Source organism: Maribacter polysaccharolyticus (assembly GCF_028882255.1).
GTDB classification, from domain to species: domain Bacteria; phylum Bacteroidota; class Bacteroidia; order Flavobacteriales; family Flavobacteriaceae; genus Maribacter_A; species Maribacter_A polysaccharolyticus.
Genome location: NZ_JARBUY010000004.1, coordinates 423,203 through 449,297, shown reverse-complemented (window position 1 = coordinate 449,297; position 26,095 = coordinate 423,203). Strand labels below are relative to the sequence as shown.

Annotated in this window: 16 protein-coding genes; 5 read left to right on the top strand and 11 right to left on the bottom strand. The window is 39.6% G+C overall.

Features of this window, described 5'->3' with window-relative positions:
* Nucleotides 1–7 precede the first annotated feature (7 nt).
* From PHU20_RS14515 to PHU20_RS14475, 9 genes are all read right to left on the bottom strand, one after another.
* Nucleotides 8–2,098: a fibronectin type III domain-containing protein gene (locus PHU20_RS14515; protein ID WP_274826110.1), complete on the bottom strand. Its 2,091-nt coding sequence runs from the start codon at nt 2,096–2,098 to the stop codon at nt 8–10.
* Nucleotides 2,098–7,035, bottom strand: coding sequence for a hypothetical protein (locus PHU20_RS14510; RefSeq protein ID WP_274826109.1), 4,938 nt, complete (start codon nt 7,033–7,035; stop codon nt 2,098–2,100). The genes PHU20_RS14515 and PHU20_RS14510 overlap by 1 nt, the downstream gene beginning before the upstream one ends.
* 310 nt (nt 7,036–7,345) lie before the next feature.
* Nucleotides 7,346–7,975 carry a hypothetical protein gene (locus PHU20_RS14505; RefSeq protein WP_274826108.1) on the bottom strand — a complete coding sequence of 210 codons (630 nt, stop codon included), beginning with the start codon at nt 7,973–7,975 and terminating at the stop codon, nt 7,346–7,348.
* Between the two features lie 22 nt (nt 7,976–7,997).
* Entirely contained in the window at nt 7,998–8,738 is a 741-nt protein-coding gene (locus PHU20_RS14500; protein ID WP_274826107.1) for a hypothetical protein, read from the bottom strand.
* Entirely contained in the window at nt 8,699–9,199 is a 501-nt protein-coding gene (locus PHU20_RS14495) for a hypothetical protein (RefSeq protein ID WP_274826106.1), read from the bottom strand. Before PHU20_RS14495 ends, PHU20_RS14500 begins: the two co-directional genes overlap by 40 nt.
* The gene (locus PHU20_RS14490; RefSeq protein WP_274826105.1) at nt 9,200–12,277 is read right to left on the bottom strand and encodes a fibronectin type III domain-containing protein; all 3,078 of its coding nucleotides are present in this window, start codon (nt 12,275–12,277) and stop codon (nt 9,200–9,202) included.
* Nucleotides 12,278–12,517: 240 nt separating this feature from the next.
* On the bottom strand, nt 12,518–12,898 hold the full coding sequence (locus PHU20_RS14485) for an endonuclease domain-containing protein (protein WP_274826104.1): 381 nt from the start codon (nt 12,896–12,898) through the stop codon (nt 12,518–12,520).
* A gap of 356 nt (nt 12,899–13,254) precedes the next feature.
* Complete coding sequence (locus tag PHU20_RS14480) at nt 13,255–15,681, bottom strand: TonB-dependent receptor (RefSeq protein WP_274826103.1); 2,427 nt, start codon at nt 15,679–15,681, stop codon at nt 13,255–13,257.
* Between the two features lie 595 nt (nt 15,682–16,276).
* On the bottom strand, nt 16,277–16,813 hold the full coding sequence (locus tag PHU20_RS14475; RefSeq protein ID WP_274826102.1) for a GNAT family N-acetyltransferase: 537 nt from the start codon (nt 16,811–16,813) through the stop codon (nt 16,277–16,279).
* Nucleotides 16,814–17,229: 416 nt separating this feature from the next.
* On the opposite strand from PHU20_RS14475, the gene PHU20_RS14470 reads away from it, so the two are divergent.
* Nucleotides 17,230–17,622: a putative signal transducing protein gene (locus tag PHU20_RS14470; protein WP_274826101.1), complete on the top strand. Its 393-nt coding sequence runs from the start codon at nt 17,230–17,232 to the stop codon at nt 17,620–17,622.
* The gene (bioD, locus tag PHU20_RS14465; protein ID WP_274826100.1) at nt 17,615–18,232 is read left to right on the top strand and encodes a dethiobiotin synthase; all 618 of its coding nucleotides are present in this window, start codon (nt 17,615–17,617) and stop codon (nt 18,230–18,232) included. The genes PHU20_RS14470 and bioD overlap by 8 nt, the downstream gene beginning before the upstream one ends.
* Here bioD and PHU20_RS14460 read toward each other — a convergent pair.
* A complete protein-coding gene (locus PHU20_RS14460; protein WP_274826099.1) occupies nt 18,221–19,711 on the bottom strand; it encodes an ArnT family glycosyltransferase in 1,491 nt (496 codons plus the stop codon). The genes bioD and PHU20_RS14460 overlap by 12 nt on opposite strands.
* A gap of 531 nt (nt 19,712–20,242) precedes the next feature.
* Between PHU20_RS14460 and PHU20_RS14455 the strand changes: the two genes are divergently transcribed.
* Nucleotides 20,243–20,821 (top strand): hypothetical protein, encoded by a 579-nt coding sequence (locus PHU20_RS14455; RefSeq protein ID WP_274826098.1) that lies wholly within the window; start codon nt 20,243–20,245, stop codon nt 20,819–20,821.
* 5 nt (nt 20,822–20,826) lie between these two features.
* The gene (locus PHU20_RS14450; RefSeq protein ID WP_274826097.1) at nt 20,827–22,269 is read left to right on the top strand and encodes a flotillin family protein; all 1,443 of its coding nucleotides are present in this window, start codon (nt 20,827–20,829) and stop codon (nt 22,267–22,269) included.
* Between the two features lie 146 nt (nt 22,270–22,415).
* Here the strand turns inward: PHU20_RS14450 and PHU20_RS14445 are convergent, their stop codons facing one another.
* Nucleotides 22,416–23,915 (bottom strand): aminotransferase-like domain-containing protein, encoded by a 1,500-nt coding sequence (locus tag PHU20_RS14445; RefSeq protein ID WP_274826096.1) that lies wholly within the window; start codon nt 23,913–23,915, stop codon nt 22,416–22,418.
* A 99-nt stretch (nt 23,916–24,014) separates the two neighbouring features.
* Here PHU20_RS14445 and PHU20_RS14440 point away from each other — a divergent pair, with 99 nt between their 5' ends.
* Complete coding sequence (locus tag PHU20_RS14440; protein ID WP_274826095.1) at nt 24,015–25,847, top strand: TonB-dependent receptor plug domain-containing protein; 1,833 nt, start codon at nt 24,015–24,017, stop codon at nt 25,845–25,847.
* The last annotated feature ends 248 nt before the right edge of the window (nt 25,848–26,095 follow it).

Sequence of the window (26,095 nt, the reverse complement as noted above, 5' to 3'; positions counted from 1 at the left end):
TAATATTTTAGAACTTAACTTTAATCTCTTCCCATACACCCATTGAACCATCGTTGTATAGCACTTTGAGGGCGTAAGTATAAATGGTATTCAGTATTAGTTTAGTGTCGAAAAATTGTCTTTCATCTTTTTTTAATGTGGCATATTTTGTAAACTGTGATTCACTGTCTTTTCTGTAGACTTCTATTTCTGCAATTGCATTCCCGTTAATTCGCCAGCTCAGTTGAATAAATCTATTTTCCCGATCAACATTGGCATATAGCCCTTTAACACCCGGTTTTATTAACTCAGGCATGGTTGTAATTGAAATAGGGGGAGAGGGCTTACTCGCTATCATAAACTCGTTCACCGCAGTTATTGTATACAAATATTTTTGGTTAGTCTCTGTATCAGGATCATTGAAATTACTTACGGAATTATCTGTGATCTCTGAAATATTTTCCCATAGTATATCCTCATTTGTATCCGCCTTTTTTCTGTATATTATTTGTCTAACGATGTTTTCCGATATGCTCGGTATCCATTCAAGATGAACGGTATCACCATATACTTCATAAGTTGTGAAAACGGGGTTGATTGGGGGGATTTTGCTAGGTCTTTTCAATTGAAGTACGTCTGAAGGAATAGATTCATTGTATCTGCTGTCCAATGCCTTCAGTTTATAAAAAACAGATTTATTGAAAGATTTTAAATTGATCGTATCCGTATATTCTGTTTCTTTAATTTCTTGTTTGTTCAATCGTGTAAATTCTTGATTTGGTCTGTTTGCCCTCATCAAAACATAACCGCGAAGATCTAACTCAGGATTTTCCTCCCATGTAATACGAACAACTCCCAAAGTATCGATTACACCAATTAAGTCAGATGGTTTCGATGGTGGTATAGAATCGATAGGTTGTACCATATTCGGAGAAGAATCTTGGAAATCCCCGGCTATCCCTTTTGCACGTATTTTAAAATAATTGATATCTTGTAAATTAGAATAGGTTACCTTCCTATTCGCTGGGTCAATATCATCAATAACTTTTATATATGGTCCAGGTGCTGTATTTGAACGTAAAAGTTCGTAGCTCGTCACTTTCCATTCTTCATCTTGGGCAAAGGACCAAGTTAAATCCACCACCTTATCAGAGATAACGTCATTATCTTTAAATTCAGGTGCGACCAAAAGTTCTTTATAGGCAATAACACTAACCGTATCTGAAGCAGGGCTGGTTTCGTTGAAAATCGTTTTTCCTTTTATACGGTACCAATATTTTTTAGAGTATTGTGGTATGCTATCCACATAGGAAATACCGGACACATCGGTTGTATTTAATTTCGTAATAGGAACATTGTTTACCTTTTTAAAGGTTACCCCATCTTCAGATTTTTCTAAATCATAAGCATTATAAAAGTGTTGTAGATTATCATATTCCCAAATAAGAACAAATGAGTTGTTATAATAATATCCTGCAAAGTCATAAGGTTTGGGTAAGGGATTAGATTTTCCGGGAGCTATAAGTGTACCTGTTTCTTTTATGTTAAGTTCATTCGGTTCTGCAAATTTTATATTATACAAATACCTCTCATTGGAATGAACGTCATTATCTACGTATCCTAGACCAGCGAATAGTGCCACCTCAAAATCTTGGTCCACGGCAAACATAGAAAAAGCAAACCGCTGTTGAAGTTCAGAACTTTGATTGATGATTTTTATAAATGGGTTTTCTTCCGAATTATCTACATTAAAATTTTCACCATAAATAGCTTGGGCAGTTACAGCGGCCATATCATTATTCAAAATGAACTTTTCCCAAGAGTTTAAAGGTTTGGGTAGAATGGGGCCTGAGTTCAATATTTTTTTTTCCACTTCTTTTAATGGTATACCATTTCTGGAAATGGTAGTTCTCTCGATAACATAGCCATTCTCGATACCTTTTTTCCATGCAAACCTGTCATTTGTTCCCCATCGAAGCATTACGGAACTGTTTAAAGCCCTTGCTTTTAGAACTAACTGTGGAAGTGCCATGGGATTAGCGCCAGGAGTTTGACCATAACCATTATAAATCAAAGGGAGTAACAGGATAAATATCGCCTGTTTTATTATTTTTTCCATTAGAACGTGTTTTTATATTGTATTACACCAGTTGTTCCATTGGATTGGCCAGGAAGTACATATTCAAGTTCAACCTCATAATTTTCTCTTTTTATAAACGGAAATCTACCCCATATCAAATAGTAATATTTATTATACTTTTCTTGATCTGTAATGCCATTTCGCATATACCTATTGGTAATCTGATATTGTAAGTCAACATAATCGGAATAATATGCAATTGGGAGATGCCAACGTATAGGAAAGTGTTTGTTCAAATAAGGGTTGTCTAAATTGGTTTGGCTATATGTTACATAGGTTGTGCTTAATTGCAATGATTTGACCGGGGGCACTCCTAAGGTTGTTGCATCACGTCTTACTTCGATAGATTCGTCCAGAGGATACTCCCTATATAAGAGGGGATTAATATCTTCCTTAAAATAATCATCATTCAATAACGCCTTATATTGTATTAAAGGTTTATTTGAAGTATAAATATTACCTATTAAATCATGTGTTTCAAATGGTTCATAATCCTCCATGATAAGCGTTATGCGTCCAACATTCGCAATTGCATCTCCTGTATCCGCATATGAATCCGAACTGGTTATTGATTGCGCGACCTTTAATGAATTGATCTTCTTTTTAAACGTATTGTGCTTACTCGTTTTAAACGAAAAATCCAATCGGCTAATAAACGCTCCATTGGAGGCACTTCCGGTAAGTGTATTATTCGATATTTCCAAGTCTTCGGATATTTTCGTGAACTCCACTGAGGACAAAACTTGATCTTCTTCTATGTCGCCCGGATTTAAAGTGACCAGGGCATAGGTGTAGTTGGTTTCATTGTTTAAGTTGGGTATGGAGAAATTCAACCTTTTTTCGGAAGCGTTATAGCTGAAAGAAGCTTTGGTCTTATTACCGGATTCATCTATGAAATACAATTCATCACTAAGACCATTGCCAAAAAGATATTGTTGTCCCTTGTCCAATTGTACAAAGCCAACATTTGATTCTTTTGGGAGCATATACTGTTGGTCCACTATTGGGTACATGAATTCGATATTTTTATATGGGATTTTCCTTGGGGCATCGCCGGTTGTGAAGGTAACCACCTTTTCTTCGATAACTGGGGTCCCTTCGCTGGTTACAGCCACCCAATTGCCACCAATTTTTTCATCGAATGAAACCCGGACCAAAACAGTTATTTCCTGTTCAGGAGGAAGGGTCTCATCGGTATTGTAGATAAGGACATCTTTCTCATTGTTATAAGCAAAAGACCCTTGGAGTGCCGCACCTTCAGTTTTAACCGATATTTCTTTTAGGCCAATACGGTATGTTTTTCTTCCTTCATTATCCTCAAAAGGTATTTCACTGTCGACCGGGGCATTGAAGGCCACTTGAATCGCATCGAAAACATCCACATCGGTTAGACCATCCCTAGGAGTAATATCAGAGATCATTACGATATCCTGTAAGCCGGTTTTTCCGATTATCTCACATTCTTCCCCAATAATTACTTTTAAGCGGGTATGGATGTTCACAACGCCAAGAACTTTTATATCTACACCGGCGTAACCTTTTATAAACCATGGGTTCGGTAATTGCGCTTGTGCCAAAACGGCAATACCCGCAGATAATATGGGTACTTTTTTCCTGATTCCGAATAGTTTGATCTGGGCTCCGATCTGGCCTTGTAAATAAGCGTACATTTGGCCGGTAGCATACCATCCCTCCATACCAAGGGGGCCTTCTTTCCCTTTACAATAGGCATCCCCAAAATCGCGCATCATTAAATCAAATCCGGCACCTGCGGTCACATCGGCATATACAATGCCCCAATCAAAGCCCATTCCCAATTCAAATTTAGCTCCAAAGGCATATCCTGTACCTCTTGCCAATTCCTGGTCAAAATTTCTTCCGAACAAAAGTTCATCTCCCGACAGATGTAAGAGATTAATAACATTCTGGGGAGGTGCGGCGGGATCGGGTAAAATGGTACCCGTCATAAAATACAGGTTAACACCGGCTTTAAATGGACCAATGGGAATATCGGCCAGCCCAAAGCGGTGGGTCGGGGTACCTACATAAATGTACCAGTCCTCTGGCGCATTGTAGTATTCAAGTCGACCCAAAAGGTTCTTTTCACCTTCCCCCCTAATGGTTCCTGCATTAAGGTATACGTCAAGAAGGCCCCAATAGGCCCTATTTCTGAAATCCAGATCAATGGCAACCTGGGCGGCAAAGAGTTCTTCGCCTGTCAATAGTTCAGGGAAAACGTTGTCAGCAAAATACTTTAGGCCTTCTTTATCGATGGAAAGTTCATGAAAATTTGATAGGGAACTTTCCTTTGATGCAACGGTTTGTTGCATTTCATCTACTGTGCCGAAAGGGGTTTGGGGGTTGCTACCCTCACTTTTACCTTGTATGAGCATGGCTGCACCATAAAAACCGACCCTACTTACACCGCCACCAGCCGACTGTGAATTAAATGCTATTTCAATACCAGCCAATGCGGTAAAGGAAGCTCCGTTTTTAACTTCGAACGCCCCCAAGGCCTTAAAGCCTAAAGAGGTATTGATATCAGGTTGATAATTGATGCCCGACAAGGATGTTGTCTCTTCATTCATGCCGGCCTTGCGCATATGATGATAGACCCCACCGCCAATATCGAAAATGGAGAAGTTCTTATTGTTGTCCTTAGTAGGTCGTCCGTGACCATCTACGAACCAATAGCGGTAATCGTCCGTGGCACCAAAAAGTCCTCTGGCACCCACCTCAATACCTAAATCCTCAGCATATAATTGTAGATCACCGGCAAAGCCTTTACCGTAGACTAGGTTGTCTTTAAAAAAATCCAACTGCCCATAAAACTCAAAGGATTTTCTTTTTACATCAATCTCCACAGAACTTACTTCAATACCTTTATACCTCCACTTTAGATAGTCCGTTTCTTTTAGCTCTCCAATTACACTAAGCCGCACATCACCATGAATGCCTGAGTCATCCAAGTTAACAAAGGAGTTTAAAGCTAAAACAGCATTGTCTTGTTCGTCGGTTTCGATACTTACATTGTAAAAGCCTAACTCAAATCCTGCAACTTTAGGGAGTTTGATGTCATCCTTAAAACCTGCGTATTCAATATTTAAATACGGTCTTTGCCTAGTCTGTATTTTAAAGTTTTGAAAAGAAAGTCCGTCAAATTCCAAGTCCACTACATCAGTGGAATCATTGAGGGATTCGGAGGAAAGTTCGTTAAATTCTTTGTCTTGTTTTGCATTAAAAGACATTAAACCCGTGAGGTTGGCTTCTGGATAAAATTTATTATTCTCTACCTCTAGTTTTATGTACGAGCCATTGAATATTTTGGCTTTTGCTTTGAAAACGTCGAAACTCGCATCTTCAACGGCCTCTACGTTAACCGAATAAAACTGATCAGCAGTAATTAAACCTTTATAGGCCAAGGTGCCACCTGAAGAATTTTGATCACTTATGGGTAAGACGATTTCCCCGTTAAAACCGGCTTTTATAAAGCGATTAACTTTTAAATCCACTCCAATGGAATCTACCGAAATCTGCCATTTGCTGGCATCACCTTCGTTAATATCAAGCACATTGGTGGCGAAAAAATCTCCGGATACCCCATAATTATCTATGAATAGATTTCGTGCACCGATAGAGATCCGTTGTTCCGAACCTTTCTTTTTAAATTCTGGAGGAAGGGTAACCCGTACTTCTTGTGAATGAAAGCCGCGCCATAGATTATCATTACCTTGTAATAGCCCTTGGTTCTTATAAATATCTGGAAAATCAATACCTGCTACATTTTGGGTGTCGCTCAAATCCAAAATGGTGTTTTCCATTTTAAAACCCCAGTTGGGTAGGGCCTTTAATTCGAACATAGGTAGGTTCAGCTCTATTAGTAAACCGCCAAGTTCATCGGTTTCCAAGGAAAAAGAAGTACCCAAATAAGTATCGTTGTCTTTTGGTGATTCACCAGTTCCCGGCTCAATACTGTTTGGGAATTTATGGGTCCCATCCTCGTTTATGGGTATGGCAACGGATTTGGCAATTCGAACATCAAGGTTCAAGCCTATTTTTTTTACCTTACCTTCACAGTCGATATCTATATACGTTGATCCGGTACCCTTCCCGGTTTTGGCATCTTTTCCTCCTTTAAAGATGAATAACCATTGTCCCCCGTTCTGGCCCACATAGGCATCTTCCAATAGGGTTAGACGGGCTTCGCCGTAAATTCCCCCATCTTTGGAAATTTTTACATTGTTGGCAGCAAAAAGTAAATTTTCCACCCCTAATTCACCCAAGTTTAATTTGGCGAACATATCTACTACGGTATATGTGGGGTAGTACTCCATACGAACAATACCCAGCGTAATATCTGAGCTGGCCGTAATACTTTTATTGATGCCTACAGGTAATTGGGTTACTTCATTACCTCCGATAATATTTATGAAGTTTTGGTTTTCTTCCAATATTTTGAATACGTTTTCACTGGCTTCGAGTACTTCTTTTGAGTTGTTGTCCAGTTTAGCCCTAGCATTCGCTTTAAGCTGATCTACATATTCTGTGGTAAATTCCGAGAGTATTTTTACAATACCGTCATTTACGCCATCGGTATATTTATCCAATTCTGGGAAACTTTTGAATTTCCGGTTTTCAACTTCTGAGGTCAATTGTACAGGCGTTGCTTTTTCTTTCTGCCAGCGCGCCATTATGGGGCTCATTTCAGTATGATCCAATGGGGGGGTCTTGAGAGAATCGGTTTTTTTAGTGGTAACCGAGTCTTTGGACCCGAAAAGGTGTGTAACATCCCCCGCCCTGCAGGCACCCCCTTCACTTCGACTGCGCTCAGTGCTGGCATCGTGGGAATTGGTTGCGTTGGCACTAAGAAGGCCGCACCAAAATATTAGGATGATATATAGGTAGTTGTTTTTCATACTACGTTAAGTTTATCGTGTTTAAGTACCTCCAAAAAAATTATAGGAGGCTATATCTTTTTTATTCATCTTTCTGTTTTTCCTTCTATCTACATCGGTTCGACCCTTTTAATGGGGAAATACATCCCCCGCCCTGCGGGCACCCCCTTCAAAGGGGGATTTATTGTCCCCTTTGAAGGGACGGTAAAGTAGTGGGGACACTACTTTACAGGGGTGTTTTGAACATGGCACGAGCCTGTTATAGGCAGACAGGCGTGATGCTCGCGCTAGCAGGGGATACTTATCGTAACCATAATTAAATAGATAGACATTATTCTTGTTTATATTTTGACAATGCGGCTTTATTATTAGAAATTACTTCTGCCAATTTTTTAATATTTATTACGCCTTTATCATCTTTTACCTCTGGTTTCAATCTATTGATATCTGCGTATTTCGGGTCATCTCGATAATTATAAAATTGAAATAGCATATTGACATTTGTATCAAGTAAAATTTGCTCCAAGAGTTGTATTTCATTATTTGAATCAGTGTGTTTCCTCCAATTCGCTCCTGTTCTCACCGCTTTGAATATTTTGTCTTCTGATGCCGTAGTATTTGAACGGGTTTTATATTTAATCAAACAAATGCGTTCTGTATTAATATCTATCAGCAATCTAGAATTCATTAAAATTTCAAAACTTATTGAATCTTGCTCATTGTTCAAAAGATCATCTATATATTCGTTTGTTAATAATCCTTCGGGTATTGAAGAGCTTAATTTGCCTGTTATTAGGGAATCTTCCTTACTGGCATTTATTTTATAGTCATATAAGTTGGCATAGGAGTATTCTTTGTTAAAAGAAATCTTTCCTTTTTGACCCATAAACTTTTCATAGTCAAGTTGGGAAAACAGTGAATGGGATAAAAATAATAGGACAATTATAAATCTAATATTCATATTATATTTTTTTTAGGATCAACTACCAGGTTCTCGGGTCTTTGTACAATTCAATTTTGGTTTCATCTATTTCAGGACTATACCAGCTGCCGAATTCTTCTTCAAGTAATGATAAATCCAAACCCGCCTCAGTGGATACCCTTTCGGCAATGACCATTATATTTGGGTCGTCTGAATTTTGCAACACAATACCCTCAAGCACTTCAGACTTCATTCGCATTACAATAATAGAAAGGGTTGATAATGATGGATGCGAAGTTTTTTGCCATCTACCATCTACGAACTGCATAACAGCAGCTCCAGACAAGACATCCGTGCCTTCGAAATGTGTGAAAAATTTTATTATGGCAGTAGGAACACCTCCAACATCAAAGGTGAGTTTATGAGCCAATTCAAAGTAATTTTTATCCTTATCCATAGTCATTATTTTGTCAAAATGACTTTGCTTTTTCTGTGATGCCTTTTCGGCACCTCCTAAAGTGTTGTAATTGACCCATTCTTGATTCGTAGCTGAAATAATGGACTCTAATAATTGTTCAGGATACTTGTTGATAACCTCTGCTTGACTTTTATAAATTGCCTTTGCATAAATGCCTTCAGGGTATTTTAAAAAGGAAATTTCGGATTCCTCAGGGTAACTAAAAATTATGTTGGCATCTTCTTCTTGGGCACTAATAAGGCTACTTATTATAAATGTAAATAGCATTAAATATTTTAGCTTTTTCATTTCTTCTTTGGTTTTCTCCATTCTTTTATTTGCCATATTATAGAATATAATGCAATGACTAGTAGAATAGAATTAATTATTATTTGTGTTATAAAACCATCTGTATTCATTTCTGTTTCTTCTTCTAAAGCATATCTGCCATTAATGGTTGGATGGTACCATATCAATAAGGAATCATTATGTGCTTCAAGATAGTTTAGGGCCCGTTTAGTTCTTAATTCTGTGTTTTTTGAATTAAATAAAGCCGCTGAGGCATCTAAAAGGGTTATGTTTTTGTCACCATAAAATAAATAATATGTAGATGAATACTTTCCACCTCGTTTTGAGCCTTCTGTTGAAGAGACTCTAACAGAATCAATTAGGATACTTTTTTTTTCAAATTCATTTTTAACAATCAATATGGAAATTTTTTCCCTTATATTTAAATAGTAAAATGGACTTACTAATAAATTTAGAATTAAAACAATGCTGATTATGAATAGTATGTATTTTCTCATTTAGAATTGGTGTTCAAATGGGTCGCCTAATGGAATTTTATCAGTAATCGAAATGCTCCGGCTCCAATTCACTAGTTCAAATTCCAAAGTTCCTTTTGTTGCTATATTAATTTCTCCTGATAAAATAACAGGAGGAATATAGACCTCTAAGACCAGTTTTTTGTTATTAAAATTGTAATTTCCTGAGCCTGAAAGGCAGCCGGTACCTTTAAAATCCACAACAAAATCTAGAAGGTTTTTGGCTACTAATAATTCGACTTCAACCCCAGCACTAACACATCCTGAAGCTGTAATTTCGAGGTAGTTTTCATCTTTTTTGAAGGTACTCGATTCAATATATTTTTTTCTTTCTACTCCACCTTGAACAGAAATTCCAAAACTAGGTTGTACATATGGACCTATTTTAAGAATTCCTGATCTGTTCAATGGTTCTAATATAGGAATCGGTATTGGTAATTTTGGTCCATCCACTTTTAAACCACCACTTACGGATTCTTTCTGTTCAAGATAGTATAATCTGGAGTTTACATCTTCTTTATTTACTTCAGTACCATTTATTTTTATGTCGTCTAATTCAAAATTTACTTTTCCAACAGGAAATACTCTGTCAACTAATTTAAGTCCATCTTCAATTTCAACAAATTTCTTTGTTAATACCTGACTAACAGCAGGAGGCATAAAACTCCATGATCTTTCATTACTATCAAACCAAACAACATCAATCCCTTTCTCGATTAAATCCGGTTTACCAGCTTTTACATTTACCGAATAGGTAGATTCTTGTTCTGTAAGGTTTAAATGGATATCTTTTACTCCATAGTCCTTACCTAAATTAGATTGTGTGTTGGGAGTATCATAATACCAAGTGATATCTTGCGAAGAAATATCACCTTTTGATAAATTAGGACTTATATGGACACTAAAATCTACGTTACGTTGTGCATCAACACCAGGGGTAGGGGATTTTTGTAAATATAATTTTTGCCCTGTCTTTGCAACTCTATCTTTACTATCTTCTGGTTTGGCATAAATATTGACCAAATCAAAATCTGGTAACTTTCTTTTTATCCTAACTTGAATTTTTTGGTCATTATAATTTGCCACAACATCTAAGATGTAAACCTTTTTCATGTCGATTCCCAAATTGTCATGTATAGGTTCATTAGTTACATGTCTGGGAGTGTAATCTGAACCTTGATATAGTATTTGCCAATTAAAGGTTGCACCCTCTGGATAATTTTTCAGTAAAAATGCGTAGTTAGCATTGTTCTTATCATAAGGCACTTCTATCACTTCATTGTTTTTGTATTCAATTCCGTTATGGACTATAACCACTTCCTCACCACTAGATGTCGTGTTTTCTGAGTCAGTATTTGTTCCAGAGGCAATATCACCTGTGTCAGCGGTATTTTGGTCTCCGTTTGAATAGTTAGGACCAGCAGAATTGCCCTGTGAACTTGAAGAGTCGTCAGTACTTGGGTTTTCTTCGTTTCCATTTGTCGTATCCGTAGTCGTATTTCCAGAATCACCTTCATCACCCTCGGTTTCCATTGGAGGTGCATTCTCCTCGTCTTCATCGTCATTGTTAAAAATTTCATCTAAAAAATCATCTGCACTTTCAATTAATTCCCCCACAGCATCCACGGAATTTGTTACGGTTTCAATCGCTTCATCAACACTCAACATATTCTTCCATGTAGGGTCGTAAACCGTGTTTACGGTGCCTTCGGCCATTTCTTGGTCGGTATTGATCAAGATATTGGTGAACTCAACAGCTACTTTAATATTTTTTAAATAGGGTAGTGACACATAGCCTTTACCTGTAAAACGACCATTACTACCACTGACCTCTGTTATTTTCACTGGAAAATCACCTGCTTTAAAAGAGGTTCCTGTACTAATACTGGCCAAAGGGTCCGTATTGGTTAAATTAATATCGGGTGAGATACCACAGTCTATCACACTTTCTTCTTCAAACTCCAATGACGTTGTAAACTCCTTGGCTAGGCTCCAGTCGCTCCCGGTAACCGTACATTTTTTCTGTATTTGGTACTCATAGGTCGTTCCTGCTTTTAGATCCCAAAGGGAAAGCTGGTTGGTCGTTGTCTTGGAAAGAAACCATTCATTATCATCACCTTTTTTGCGATAACGAACCGTGTATTCGGGAATATCGGTGGTAAAATCTTCCCAGAAAATATTGGCATTGGTACTGCCTTTTACCTCATGGTTTAGACTTAAGGGTAAATCGCAACTGCCTGCATAGCTGAAAGAGAAAATCTCGCTATACCCCTCGTTTTTATAGAGCCCTATTTCTTCAATGCCTTGTTTGGCCCTTGCCTGTACCCGCCATGCATAATTCTTGCCGGACAATAATAAGGGGTCTGCCGGGCCATAGACATAAGTAGTTGCCGTTGTCGTGGTTTGGAATACGGGGGGAGAACTTAAAAAAGCGGCTTGGGGGTCTATTTGGGTGTCCCAGATTTCCACAAGACTCAATTCGTATTCCACGTTGGTGACATTGATACTCCGTGGGGTCCATTGAAAGACAATGTTCTGGGGGTTGATTTCTTCAATATTGGACTTATCGCGGGGCATGACCAAAAAGGGCGGCTCGTTTTGGAATACGACGGTGGTGGCGCAACTTTTGTTCGAAAGTCGGTTCCACGATAATACATCATAAACCTCAAAACAGAATTGATAGGCGCCTTCGGGAATGGCCTGCCCATACACGTTGGGGGAAATCCCCGTAATGTTCTGAAATTGGAAGTATGGGGCCAACTCCACATTGGTCAATATTAAGGGCACCCCACCTTCTAAAAACAAGGGGTCTGCACCAACGACGATATCATTACTTTGAAATGTAATGCCATTGCCTTGAAAATGGGCTTTTAGGCGTACCTCGCGATTGGCAATCTCCAGGTCATTAAGAATTATCTGCACCCGTAAAGGACTACTGACGGTACTGGCATCGGCATAATCGGAAAAATGAATGGGAGCAGGGGGTATGGCCTGTGGTATGACCTGTACGGGAAAATTTTGGGAATAACCTAGAATAGTATACAATGTACATATTGCCATAAGGCTTGTTTTTCCAAAAAAGGAAAATATGTACTTAAATATGTTTAACATCTTATTCATTTTCTAACTTATACTTGTAACACTCAAGGTTGAGTTCGAATCAACCCTTTTACATCCCCCACCTTTAGGCACCCCCTCCACTTCGACTGCGCGTAGTGCAGACAAAGGGGGAATGAATATGTCCCCTTGACTATGCCTCTCCTTTTTAAAAAGAGGAATAATTGTCCCCTTGAGGGGACTTTAGGGGTGTTTTTGTTTATCTCTTAAAATATCAATTGTTTGTTCCACTTTTAATAATACACTGAACATTCCTTGTTTTACTTCTTTATCCGATACTCGTAAAAAACGTACTCCTTCTTTTTCCAATCTGCGCTGTCTCTTGCAGTCGTACTCATATTTATGATCATGGCTATTTCCATCAACCTCTATGGCCAACATTAACTCATGACAATAAAAATCAACGATATAATTCAATAGGGGTACTTGTCTGTGAAACTGAACCCCGTAAGCTCTATTTTTTATCTTTTGCCATAACAATACCTCAGACAAGGTGCTGTTTTTACGTAACTGCCTTGCCAGTTGCTTTAATTTTGGGTCATATGGAATTATTTTGTTTTTCATTATTTTAATTATCCCCTATAGGGGATAATAGGGGTGTAATTCAATTTTTTCCCATTTTACATTAACACCTTCTTACTAGCCACCTCGAGGGAGGAATACATCCCCCGCCCTGCGGGCACCCCCTTCAAAGGGGGAATTATCAGGTTCCTTAGATTTGACATCTTCCTCTTCAAAGCACTGCACTGAGCTGGCCGAAGTCGGAGAAAATTGTCCCCTTGAGAGGACTTTAAGAGTGTTTTCTTAATAACTTTTTATCATTTATACATTTTATTTTTTGTCCACTGTCCACTGTCCACTGCCCACTGCCCACTGTCTACTGCCTACTGTCCACTGCCTACTGTCTACTGTCCACTGTTTTAGTTCTTGTTGATATACTTCAGTTGGAAATTATCAGGGTTCACGATTCCCAGTGATTTTAGGTAATAGAAGTCAATGATTTCCGTTTCCAGATAGTATTCCAACGCATCCAAATCCCCATTCGCCTCATACTTTTTGAAAGCTTCCGCATTGGTTTGTTCCACAAATGGTTTTAAATACCCACTGGGGTTTTCAATAGCTTCAAGGGTATTGAAATTCCTGAACCGTTGTTCCATCCAACGGTGTCCTACGAGCTTCTGCAGTCGTTCTTCCTGTTCGGCAACGAGCTCTTTATAGGTGGTCCGTTCTGCCTCACTAACATCTTTCTTGTCGGGATCGGTCTTTAAAATATGCTTGTCTACATTTACTTTGGTTTGCACAAAGCTGTTCTCGAGTATCATGTCTATTTTTCGCATATCGTATTTCACCCTTTTGATGACACTGAAAAGTGCGTTGTTATAGGTGCTTAAAAAATCTTCATAGGCGTAGAGTTCCTTTAAAAAGACCAAGGCATTTTCCTTATATTCCGCTTCTTTCTTCTGCTCTTTGGTGATGGACAAAAGAAGGGCGAGGTCATCTTTTTTGAATGGCGGAATGGCAGCGAATTGGGAGCTTTGGAATACATTCGTCAACTGTTCGTTCAGTTCAGGAATGGTTCCGCTATAGGATACATTGCGGTATCTGAAACTCAAGGTGCCCATGCGGTTCCTAGGGTCACGCTCGTTGGAAGATCGGTAGCCTTTTCTTATGTTCAGTTTAAAATTGTCGAAGGCATAACTGTATCCGAAAGTTATGGTAAGGTCCCTACCGGTATTCAATGTGGAATTTCGGAATAACGCCAAAAAGTTTAGACTGAAATTGTGTTTTTGTAACCATAGATAATTACCCCCCAATCTAAAATTATACACATTGTTCTGTTGCTCCCCATTGGCGTAGGAAGTGTTATATGAGCTGGATAAATTGGTGCGCAGCTGTTTGTCGAAAAACTGTTTGCCAATGGCCAAGGTAGGCCCAAGGGTTAAATTGTTGTCCTCGGCAACCGTATTGTATGATGCATTTGCGGCCAACGATATACTCAATGCCTGCTCGGGATAGCCCAAGGTGTAGGCGGCAACCCCATTGTAAAACGAGGTTTTTCCACCTTCGATGGTTTCGCCCTCTTGTTGGTTGTTACTGTTTTGGTAAACCAAGTTGAGGTTGGTGCTGTGTTGTTTGGTTTCTGTCTTTTTAAGGATATAGTTGATACCCAAATTGGCATTTTGTGATATTTGACGATAATTCAGGGTATCCACATTGTCAAATTCACCTACTTGGTTAATGTAATCAAATTGATCCCGGATATTGGTGTACGATTGGAAGTTGGAATAGGAACCATTAAGTCCCAAACGTTCCGAAGCGGTGTAATTAAGGTTTACCGAACTTACGATACGTTGTTGGTCCGAAGTTTTGGCATTGTTGAGATTATCTTGTTGAAGTCCGGCATTTACGCTGATATTCAGGGCATTGTTGAATAAGGTCTGATTGGCGTTAACCGTTATGTTCTCAAGGTCATTGTTGAAATAATAAGCGCCTAGGGTCTTGTAATCGGGGTCAATACGTTCATAGCCAACACCAAGGGTACCATTGCCTGCTGGGTAGTCGAAAGATACATTCAGGGCATTGTAATATTCGGTGCTGATGTTCTCATCCAATAAGAAAGCAAGCAACCCGCTATCCGCACTGGCATCGGTAAGCCGTGTATCTTCGGTTACCCCGGAAATGGCATACTCAATCCTTAATTGGGCTTTTTCGAATAGTTTGAATTGTGATTCAAAAGATAGAACCGCATTGTCTTTTGGTGAAAGCCCCAATTCAAGGGGAAAGGGGTTTTCCAATGATTCCTCTTCGTCGGAAGCCTTGAATAGGATAACACCGAATTTGGCAAAATCAAAATCGTAACTGGCCTTGAGTCCATACCCCATTCTTTTATAGGAGGTAATGGCCTGGGGTTCTTCCTCATTATATTCGGTAGCCTTCAAAAAACGACCATACATTCCGCTAATATTGAATTTTCCTTCCGGTGCCAATTCAAAACCGGCACCCGTAAATTGATGTCCACTCAGGGTATAGGGAGAAAAAGTCATACTAACATCACCCAAATGCGCCGTCGCCCATTTATAGGATGGGTGAAGGCTTAGCCGGTTGAACTTAAATGGACTGGGAAAGTCGAAATTCTGGTTGGAATAGGTGAACGATAAGGGGATGTTGTAAACCCCGGCAATATTGAAATTCAGGTTTCCCGTTAGGTAGTAGGTCAAGTCCTGTCTGTTGGCCGTACCATCATAGAAGACGGCATTGGCAGCAACCCCGCCATTATACCTAAGCCATTTTTCTTTGCCCAATTGGTCAAAATCGATACGCTGGGTATAGCCGAGGGCACAAGACATAAGAAATAGAATTGTTAATGGTTTGGACAAAAGTGTTCGCTTAGAATGTTAAAATACGTTAAATTTAACATTTAGTTGTAATTTATTCGATGAATTGCACAAAAAATTTAACATTCCATTTCCTACTTTGTATAAATTGAATGGTATAGTATTAATCCTGTTAATATTAATTGTAAGTGGTTCATTATCCTTCTTTTAGGATAATATTTTTAAAACGTAAAGTGTGAAGTATTCAAAATAGGAAAAAATGTAGAGGGGATTGTGGTGTCGGTTTAGGTTTAAAATGTCCCCAGTCCCATCCATGATGTATTTCTTGCTTTCAGGTCTGGTCAGTAACGTCTCCTGACTTTGGGATTCCTGCCTGAAAGACGTATTGGCGGTGTAACATCCCCCGCCCTGCGGGCACCCCCTTCACTTCGACTGCGCTCAGTGCAAGCAAAGAGGGATTTTATTGTCCCCCTTTGAGGACGCCATAGCGTAAGCTATGGGCGAGATGGCGCGCTGGAAAAGCAACGTTACCGTTGCTTTGTAGGGGTGTTTTATTTGTTTCATATTTTACTCACTAACTACATGAACTTTCCTGATCAGTAGGTATTCACTCCGTACCCAACCCGATTATTTTCCATTCCTGCCCTCCCGAGATATGGGTGTTCAAAAGTTCGAATCCGACCGAGTAATGGGCCTGTAAAGAACGTTTGTTCTTGGCATCTACCTCGGTAATGATCTGTTCATATTGGGATTTCAGGGTATTTTGCATGGTTTGGTATAGGCCTCGGAATATGCCTTTTTTACGGTAGTCCTTATCCACACATACCTGCCCCATGGCGATATAGTTCCCGATTTTAGGGACCTTGGTCTCGATGATATCGAACATAGGTCTCAAGACCTCTATTTCATTGGAAAATCCAGGGTGCATGCATAAGGCATAGCCCACTACTTTATCCCCATCCTTGGCAATGATGTGCGGGCATACATCATTCATTCGTTTTAAGATATCTAAGGTGTGGGAAACGGTTACAAAGCCTTCTTTGAGTTGTTCTTCTTTTGAAACATTGGCAAATAAGTTACGTTGTTGCAATTCAAGGATCTGCTGTAGTTCATGCGGTTCGGTAGCTGTTTGGAAAATTACCATGGTAAAAAGTTTCGATAAAGGTAGTAATTTAGGGACATGCCCAGAATGCTAAAAAAATTTCTTGATCAAATGGCCCAACAGCTTGGCCTCCATATTCCTTAGCTTCCATAAGCACCGCATAGGTTTCTGTGCAAACCCCAAAAAGCATCAATGTTGTTATGGCGTTACAGGATAATATTGCTTATTTTAAAGGGCATTTTTTATCGAGTGCCTCAACGATTCAATATTGTGTCGATCTAGGAATTGCAGGGTAAGCCATTATGGAAAATATTGGGGAAACCGGGTTTAACGTACTACCCATTCTTTACCCAATGATTCCTACAGGTAGGGAACGTTTTCGGTTTTGTTCACAGGGGAATACCATGAAGGAAGAAATAAAGAAGGATTTACTTGTTTTGAAAAAGTATCTTTAGCCTATGGAAGAAAAATTTTATATCCTGGCTGCATTCGAATTCGCAGCTGATGTTCAGATCCTAAAGGGGAAACTGGAGTCGGAAGGTATTCCCGTTTTCCTGAAGGATGAGAATACCTTAAACTCCGATCCGTTGATCAGTCATGCCATTGGAGGGGTAAAACTACAGGTATATGCGAAGGACAAGGATAGGGCCCTGGAAATTTACAATGAGGTCAGGGCCTATGCTATTGACGATCAGGGCAACCCTATAGTTTGTCCCAATTGCAAGGCCCGAAAATCGGAGGCCTACTATGGGCGTAAGACCATTTTTTATAAACTATTCCCTTTTTTTGAGGAGAAAAAATACAAATGCCTAAATTGTGGAATCATAACTAAACCGGATAAACATGCATAGAATTTTTGTGACTGGAATTTCGACCGAAGTGGGTAAAACCATAGCTTCGGCCATAATAGCTGAGGCCTTGGAGGCCGATTACTGGAAACCCGTACAGGCGGGGGAATTGGATAATACCGATCGCCATAAGGTTTCCCAATTGATCTCCAATACGAAATCGAAAATACATCCCAGTGATTTTGAACTCCAAACCTCTATGAGTCCCCATGCCGCAGCGGAAATCGATAGCGTGACCATAGATGTGAATAAAATTTTTGAGCCTAAGACCGAAAACCATCTGGTGATTGAAGGTGCTGGCGGAATTCTGGTACCCCTGAACGACACCGATACCGTTTTGGATATGATCATGCCCAATTATAAGGTGATCGTGGTCTCGCGCCATTATAAGGGAAGTATCAACCATACGTTATTGACCGTGAATTGGCTTCTGCGAAAAGGATATGATGTTTCTTTGATCTTCAATGGGGATGAAAACCCAACTACCGAAAGTATCATACTTAAAAAAACAGGGGTTAAAGCAATAGGCAGGATCAGTGAGGAAAAATCATTTGATAAAACCGCAGTTAAAGAATATGCCGACCGGTTCCGTTCGGCCTTGTTAGCGCTCTGACCGTTGCAAGATTTCCGCATTTTCCACGGTGGCGTGTACTTGGTAATGCTTTGCTAAAAAAGCATCGATATATTCATTTTGTTGTATTTCCTTTTTGTCAAAGACACGCTTGTTCTTACGTATGACAACGGTTTTTGGCTGAAGCGTTTCCATAAGGTAACGTAGCTCCTCCATCGAAGTGGCCCTTGGGTTATTGTGAAAAGGGAAGAGTTCATCACGACAGATATTGCTGGGATGGGTAGCCGCTTTTGTAGGTGGTTTTACGTCCAAGGACCAATACCCGATATGGTATCCTAGAAATAGGATGTTTTTTGTATCCAAACCGTTTTCTTTAATGTATTTGGGTACCGATATGCCTTCCCCATTAAAGAAAGTTCCCCTTTCAATTTTATTCTTTACGATATTGGCATATTCCAGATAGGATTCCATTGGAATCAATAAGAGGATGAAAAGGTAATACGGTTTCCATTCGATCTTTTTGAAAAATTTTATGTTATGGAATGCCATCACCACCAATAGCAATAGCATGGGGTGAAGTTGGATCAAATAATGCCCGTTGATCCGTCCTCCTTTATAAAAAGCGAACAGTACCCCTACAATGGCAACAAGAAGGTATTGTATGTTCGTTTCTTTCAAGTTGAGTAGTTTCTTTTTCCAAGCAAAAACAAAAAAGCCGGCCAAGATCACATATACGGGAGCCAATTTTAGAAACGAATATCTACGCGCCCCTATATAGGCTATGGGTGCCTTGAATACCGATGAAACCCACAACCCGTGCTCACCTTGCAGATAATAAGGGAGGTATGTCAATGCTATGACCAAAACGATGCCTATACCGTAGATAAAGGCGTAAAGTATTCCGTTGGTCCGGTTTCGATTGCTGAAATGGTCATAAAGGATAAAGACGCCCAAAAACAAAATGGCATAGGCGATATTCATTTTACTCATTACGGCAAGGCCCATAAGCAAGCCGGCGGAAAGATAACCAAGCGGTTTCTTATGCTGTAGCAACACATAGAGTCCCGGCATAAAAAAGGCCATACAAATATGCTCGGACATGACGCCTTGAAGGCTTCCGAACAACGATAAAAGCATAACAGTGCCCAAGGCGGCCCATAGACCGATTTTTTTCGAGTGCGATTTTTCACCGATCTTGTAGGTAAAGAATGCGGTCGAGACCACCAATAGGGTCCCAAAGATCCGTATGGCGATAAAGCTTTTTCCGAAAACATAAATGACGGCTGCGAAAACCAGGAAAGTGATAGGTGGTTTTAAATCCCAAAGTTCGGTATAGGGCAAATGACCGTCTACCCAAGATTGGCCCATAAGAATAAAGGTGCTTTCATCCCGGTCTATATAATCCCTAAAAAAGAAAGGAAAGCGTAATACAAAGGATAATACGGAAAGGATTAAAAATACACTTCTACCTTTTAATTGTGAATAATTAGGTGTTAGTGTAGCTATTACTGTTTTAAGCATCAAGTCGTATACGATTATTCCACATTTTTGCAAGATAGATATAATACCAAATGATTTTCATAAGGACCGAAATAAATTTGAATTATTTTTTGTTCAGATGAAATGGAAAATCCAGACGTAGCGGTTAGTTGGGACTATATAGGCATTATGTGCTACGGATCCCAATGTTGTTGATGTTGTTTTCATGAATGCTCCGGGAACCGATCGAGGGGATGCATCGGGTAAAATGACAATCGATAAAATATTCCACAACAAATTACCGTTACTGGCTATGAATAAATGAAAGTGGCCATACTTTCGGAGTCTCGGGTAGGTTGAGTCTGCAAATTGCCCTTCATATTTTATGGCACAATGAATTTTATAGATACACCATTTTACATCGATGATAAAAGATCTTAAAAAAATTAAAAAGTAATGGTGAATGTCGTTAGTTATAGGGGAAATGCAGTGTCGATTATACTTTCCGTTTAATGAGTGGGATTATTCTTATCAAATTCAGTATCTTTCTTATACCAACCTAAAATTAAGATTATGGAACAATGGTTTACCGCATTGACTTCGTTTGAAAAAATCTATTGGATCGTCGCTATCCTATCATCGATTATTTTATTGATTTTGATCATCGTTACTTTTTTAGGGGGCGACGTTGATGATATGAGTGGTGATGTTGATGTTGAAATTGAGGGGGATACAGGTATAAGTTTTCAGTTTCTATCCTTCAAAAATTTAATGGGGTTTTTCACTATTTTCGGATGGGTAGGGATCTCTTGTTTGGAGAGTGGTTATTCAAAATCCCTGACCGTTATCATATCGGTAATTTGTGGTTTATTGATGATGTTGGCCATGGCCTCGTTATTTTACTACCTGAGCAAATTGCAGAGCAGTGGCACCCTAAAAATGAAAAATGCCCTTGGTCAAATCGGGGAGGTCTATTTGACCATTGGGGCCAATAGATCGAAAATAGGTAAGGTAAGTATCAGCGTACAGGGTACCCTTAGGGAACTCGATGCACTTACAGAGGAAGAAAAAGACTTGCACCAAGGTGATGTCGTCAAGGTAAAGGAAGTCACCGAAAACGGAATATTGATTGTTCAACTCTTAAATAAATAACCAAAATGTTCTTATTACCATTACAACTGGGCGCTGGCGCCTCATTGCTGGCCATTGGCTTTGCAATTCTTTTCTTTTTCATCATCATCATTTCTTTTATACGAAGGTATAAGCGTTGTCCGTCTGACCGTATTCTTGTGGTTTATGGTAAAGTGGGCACAGGTAATTCCGCTAGATGTATTCATGGTGGTGCCGCATTTATTTGGCCGGTAATACAGGATTATGAGTTTTTGGATCTGACACCGATTTCGATAGAGGTTGATTTGGTCAATGCCTTGAGTAAACAGAATATCCGTGTAAATGTTCCTTCTCGATTTACCATTGGTATTTCAACCGAACCGGGCATCATGCAAAATGCCGCAGAACGTTTATTGGGGTTGGGAATGCAAGAAGTACAGGATCTCGCGAAAGAGATAATTTTTGGGCAATTGCGTTTGGTGGTCGCATCAATGGATATTGAGGAAATCAACTCCGATAGGGATAAGTTCCTGACGAACATTTCACAGAGCGTGGAATCGGAATTAAAGAAAGTGGGGCTAAAATTGATCAACGTGAATATCACCGATATCGTTGACGAATCGGGTTATATTGAAGCATTGGGTAAGGAAGCCGCTGCCCATGCCATTAACGCTGCCCGTAAATCGGTAGCTGAGAAGAATAGGGACGGTTCCATTGGTGAGGCCAATGCCGTACAGGATGAGCGAACCCAAGTGGCCGCTGCGAATGCCAAAGCGGTAGAAGGGGAAAACATTGCTAAGATCAATGTCGCGAATTCCGACTCCCTAAGAAGACAGCGAGAGGCCGAGGCCGAACGTACGGCAATCGCAGCGGAAAAAGTACAGGCCGCGAAAGCATTGGAAGAATCGTATGCTGCTGAAAAGGATGCGGAAATCGCCAGGGCGGAAAGGGAGCGTAGTTCCCAAATGGCGGATATTGTGGTGCCTGCGGAAATAGACAAGAAAAAAGTAGAGATCGATGCCGAAGCCGAAGCTGAAATGATTCGTCGTAAAGCACGGGGTGAAGCCGATGCGATCTTTGCCAAGGCAGAAGCAGAAGCAAAAGGTTTATATGAGATTTTGACCAAACAAGCCGAAGGTCTTGATAGGATCGTAAAAGCCGCTGGAGATAATCCTAAAGATGCTGTGCTGTTATTGGTGGCCGATAAACTTCCTGAGCTCGTTAAAACCCAGGCAGAGGCAATCAAGAACATTAAGATTGATAAAGTCACGGTTTGGGATTCAGGGGCTAAGACAGCGGATGGTAAAGGTTCTACAGCCAATTTCATCTCCGGAATGTATAAATCGGTACCGCCACTTCAAGAAATGTTCAACATGGCGGGAATGCAATTGCCAGAGTATTTAAAAGGAAAAGATGTTGTTGATGGGGCCTTGGCAGAAGAAGATGGGTCGAACAAAAAAGAAGCGTTTAAAGACGATTCGGAAGAATAGGTAAAGGATTGTCCTTATCGTGGATATAAACCTAGTTGCCGTGAAAAGCAACTAGGTTTTTTTATTCAATAAAGGCATTCGCTGAAAAAATCAATCTAGAACAACAGATATGCTCAGGAAAATCGAATCTGAAAAAATTGGATTTCCTATGCAATGCCAATGACCTTATTATAGGCACTTTTCAACTTTTTGATTACAATTTCGATTTCTTCTTCATTTAAATGTCCAAAACCAAAACGAATGGCACAGGTATTTTTGTCTTGATATAAAATAGTTTTGGGTAGAAATAAATCCAATTTAGCGGCTTCTTCGGCAAGTTTTACCAAGGATATGGTTTCTACAAATTGCAACCATATCGCCAAACCGCCTAAGGGCATTTCCCAAGCAATGATATTTTTGAAATAATCCTGTAAAAAAAGGCACAAACAATCGCGACGCTGTTTGTAAGTGACGATGTTCTTTTTCTTAAGTCTATATATTTCGCCCTCGGAAATAAGTTCGGAAAGCATTTGTTCTTGTATTAAATCGCCTTGTTTATCCAATAATTGCAAATAGTTTTTGGCTTCAGAAATCAGGTTTTCCGGGGCCACTACAAAGCCCGTGTGAAAACTTGGAAATAACGACTGTCCCAACTTGCCCAAATAAATGACCATGCCGTTGGCATCTGCACTTGCCATGGGTAACATGGCAGATCCTTCAAACTGGAAATCGTGGTCGTAATCATCCTCTATAATCGCAAATCCATGTGTTTTTGCCAATTGCAACAATTGTAATCGTCGTTTTGCGCTCAACGTTACCGTTGTGGGATAATCCCTATTGGCACAAACATACACACAGCGTATACTTCCTTTTACAAAATGCTTTTTTATATACTCTATATTCAAACCTTCATTATCTACGGGAATGGTTCTAATCGCCGCACCAGCTTGTTGAAAAATCATATTGGCAGCATAATTGCTCAACTGACCGACCAATACCAAATCATCTTGTTTGATCAATAGTTGTGAAACGATATACAGACTCATTTCCGTGCTACGCGTATTAACCAGATTATTTGGTTTTATATGAAATCCTCGTGTTGCGTTTAAATAATTGCATAGTTGTGTACTGAAGACCGAAGGAAGCAACGCACTTGTTCTATTCCATTTATTGATTAATGGTTTTCGTTTCATGGCTGCACTATACCATCTCGAAAATTGATGTACAGGATGTAAACGTAAATCCGGTTTGCCGTCGCTCAGCGTATATCCCAAAGAAGTTTCTTCTGTGGTTGGAGCCAAATGAAATGACTGTTGAAACGGAAAACCGGCCACTTTCGGATACGTATAGGCCTGTTGGATATGTTGGGCCGTTGCTTTGATTTTTACCGTGGATTCCTCCGGCACCAAAACAAATGTCCCTTTATTGGCTATAATGTCTACCCAACCTTGTGAAGCCAATTCATCGTAAATGGCAACTGCGGTATTGCGATGGATGTTCAACAACTGACTTAAAACACGTGTTCCGGGTAACTTACTGCCTTTTTCCAAATAGCCCCGTTGTATCGCATTTATAACTTGTTGTGCCACTTGTATATAAACAGGTTGCGCGATCGTTTTGTCGAATGTGACTAGTTGCTTTAGTATATCACTAACCGGACTATTCATTGTTTTAAAACTGGACTAGTTTAATCGTCCGGAAAATTACGACTTTTGCAACATAAAATTAAATGATGCAATAACGCGACCATTGCAAAACCCATAAAGATGAAAAATACAGGCTTACTTTTTATATTTTTATTGATTGGCGCATTTCAATTACAAGCTCAACAAGAACAGCCTTTAATAAAAGTCGATTCTTTAAGTGAAGTTGTAGTTACTTCAGCTCGAATTGATTTGCCCTTCAAGGAAAATTCCAGGACCATAAATATCATTACGGCAACTGATATCAAAACCAGCTCTGCCGTTACCATGGCAGATCTATTGCAGCAAGTCGCTGGAGTGGACATAAGAAGACGTGGTACAGGCGGAAGTCAGGCCGATTTATATATTAGGGGAGGTGGTTTTGACCAAACACTCTTATTGATCGATGGTATTAAAATGGACGATGCGCAAACTGGGCACCATACCATGAATGCTTCTTTACCGCTTGAGGTTATTGAGCGTATAGAGATTATAAAAGGTCCTGCAGCTAGGGTTTTTGGGCAGAACGCCTTTACGGGGGCTATTAATATTGTCACTAAATCAAACCTAAACAATTCCGTTACGGCAAATCTTGAAGCTGGCTCTTTTGGGCAGCTTAACGGTTCTATAACCGTTGGGTCTGAATTAGGGAATTCAACACATATTTTCCATGCTGGTAAAATGACCTCTGAGGGTTACCGAAATAATTCGGATTATGACAACTCGAATTATTTCTTGAAAAGTGTTTTCAACAAAGAAGCACAACCGATTGAAATGATAGCGACTTTTTTCGAAAAAAAATTCGGTGCTGAAAATTTCTACACGACCAGCACTTCTTTCAATGAATACGAAGAAACCCAAAACAGTTTATTGGCATTTACGACTAAATTCCAGTCGGAAAAATTTAAAATCCAACCAAGAATCTACTGGAAGCGTAATCAAGATATGTTTTTGTTAAAACGTTATGAGCCTGAGTTTTTCAGAAACTTTCATATTTCGAATAAAATTGGGGCCGAAGCCAATGCGTCCTATAAATCGAAATTGGGTGAAACCGGTTTTGGGATCGATATGTCCAAAACCTTTTTACGAAGTAATAATCTAGGCCATCGGAATCGTTTTATGACGACGCTGTTTTTGGAACACAGATTGGAGTTTATCGATAACCGATTAGACATTACACCCGGAGTTGCCATGACGTATTATTCGGATTTTAAGTTTAATGCCTTTCCGGGATTGGACGTTGGTTTTGATATGGGCAATAACCTAAAAGCTTATGGAAACATCGGTTTTACCTATAGAATTCCGACATATACCGATTTGTACTACAGTGACCCGAGCACCAACGGAAATCCGGATTTGGAACCGGAAGAGGCATTTGCCCAAGAAATCGGAATCAAATACATTACACCGAAATTCACGTCAACTTTAGCCGTCTTTAATAGGGATGCCGAAAATCTCATAGATTATATTAGACCCAATACCACCGAAGGTGTCTTTACCGCAACCAACATTGCGGAAGTGAACACCAAAGGATTGGAATTTGATGCAGCCTATAATTTTAAGCTGATTGATTTCAACCAGACTTTGGCAATCGGGTATGCTTTTTTGGATGATAATATTTTAGACCAAAACGAAGAATTATCGCGTTACTCCCTAAACACGTTGAAACATCATTTTACAACACGATTGCGTACCCAATTACTCAAAAATGTTAGCCAGAATATTGTTTACAAATACGCTGAACGTACTACGGGACAAACCTATAATGTTTGGGATGCTTCTGTTGTGATGAAATTAAAACAAGTTGAATTATCAATAACGGCAAGCAATATTTTTGATGCCGAGTATATTGAGTCCGGGTTTACTCCGATGCCACCAAGCAATGTGTTGTTCGGTTTGCGTTACGGTTTTAAATAACCATCATGACATGGATACTTCTTACGATCAGTATACGGATGATAGAGCTACACCCGCTTTTGTAAAACGTTTGTGAAACAATGGTTTACGTAAACCGGGGATTTTAAATCGGGTTCTTTGGGCGAAAACCGAAAAGGACAAGATCGGAGCTTGGGATCGAACGAAATGAACAGGCCAGGCAAAAGGCCAAAATGAAGGGGTAATTTCACTGGCTGGGTCAATTTTGCAGACCTATTTTAAGAGATTTC

Coding starts and splice junctions, on each gene's coding strand:
- PHU20_RS14475 (WP_274826102.1), bottom strand. CDS start 16,813: ATGGTAATTTTCCAAACAGCTACCGAACCGCATGAACTACAGCAGATC.
- PHU20_RS14470 (WP_274826101.1), top strand. CDS start 17,230: ATGGAAGAAAAATTTTATATCCTGGCTGCATTCGAATTCGCAGCTGAT.
- PHU20_RS14455 (WP_274826098.1), top strand. CDS start 20,243: ATGGAACAATGGTTTACCGCATTGACTTCGTTTGAAAAAATCTATTGG.
- PHU20_RS14480 (WP_274826103.1), bottom strand. CDS start 15,681: ATGTCTTGTGCCCTCGGCTATACCCAGCGTATCGATTTTGACCAATTG.
- PHU20_RS14450 (WP_274826097.1), top strand. CDS start 20,827: ATGTTCTTATTACCATTACAACTGGGCGCTGGCGCCTCATTGCTGGCC.
- PHU20_RS14490 (WP_274826105.1), bottom strand. CDS start 12,277: ATGGCAATATGTACATTGTATACTATTCTAGGTTATTCCCAAAATTTT.
- PHU20_RS14440 (WP_274826095.1), top strand. CDS start 24,015: ATGAAAAATACAGGCTTACTTTTTATATTTTTATTGATTGGCGCATTT.
- PHU20_RS14445 (WP_274826096.1), bottom strand. CDS start 23,915: ATGAATAGTCCGGTTAGTGATATACTAAAGCAACTAGTCACATTCGAC.
- PHU20_RS14500 (WP_274826107.1), bottom strand. CDS start 8,738: ATGGCAAATAAAAGAATGGAGAAAACCAAAGAAGAAATGAAAAAGCTA.
- PHU20_RS14510 (WP_274826109.1), bottom strand. CDS start 7,035: ATGAAAAACAACTACCTATATATCATCCTAATATTTTGGTGCGGCCTT.
- PHU20_RS14515 (WP_274826110.1), bottom strand. CDS start 2,098: ATGGAAAAAATAATAAAACAGGCGATATTTATCCTGTTACTCCCTTTG.
- PHU20_RS14495 (WP_274826106.1), bottom strand. CDS start 9,199: ATGAGAAAATACATACTATTCATAATCAGCATTGTTTTAATTCTAAAT.
- bioD (WP_274826100.1), top strand. CDS start 17,615: ATGCATAGAATTTTTGTGACTGGAATTTCGACCGAAGTGGGTAAAACC.
- PHU20_RS14505 (WP_274826108.1), bottom strand. CDS start 7,975: ATGAATATTAGATTTATAATTGTCCTATTATTTTTATCCCATTCACTG.
- PHU20_RS14460 (WP_274826099.1), bottom strand. CDS start 19,711: ATGCTTAAAACAGTAATAGCTACACTAACACCTAATTATTCACAATTA.
- PHU20_RS14485 (WP_274826104.1), bottom strand. CDS start 12,898: ATGAAAAACAAAATAATTCCATATGACCCAAAATTAAAGCAACTGGCA.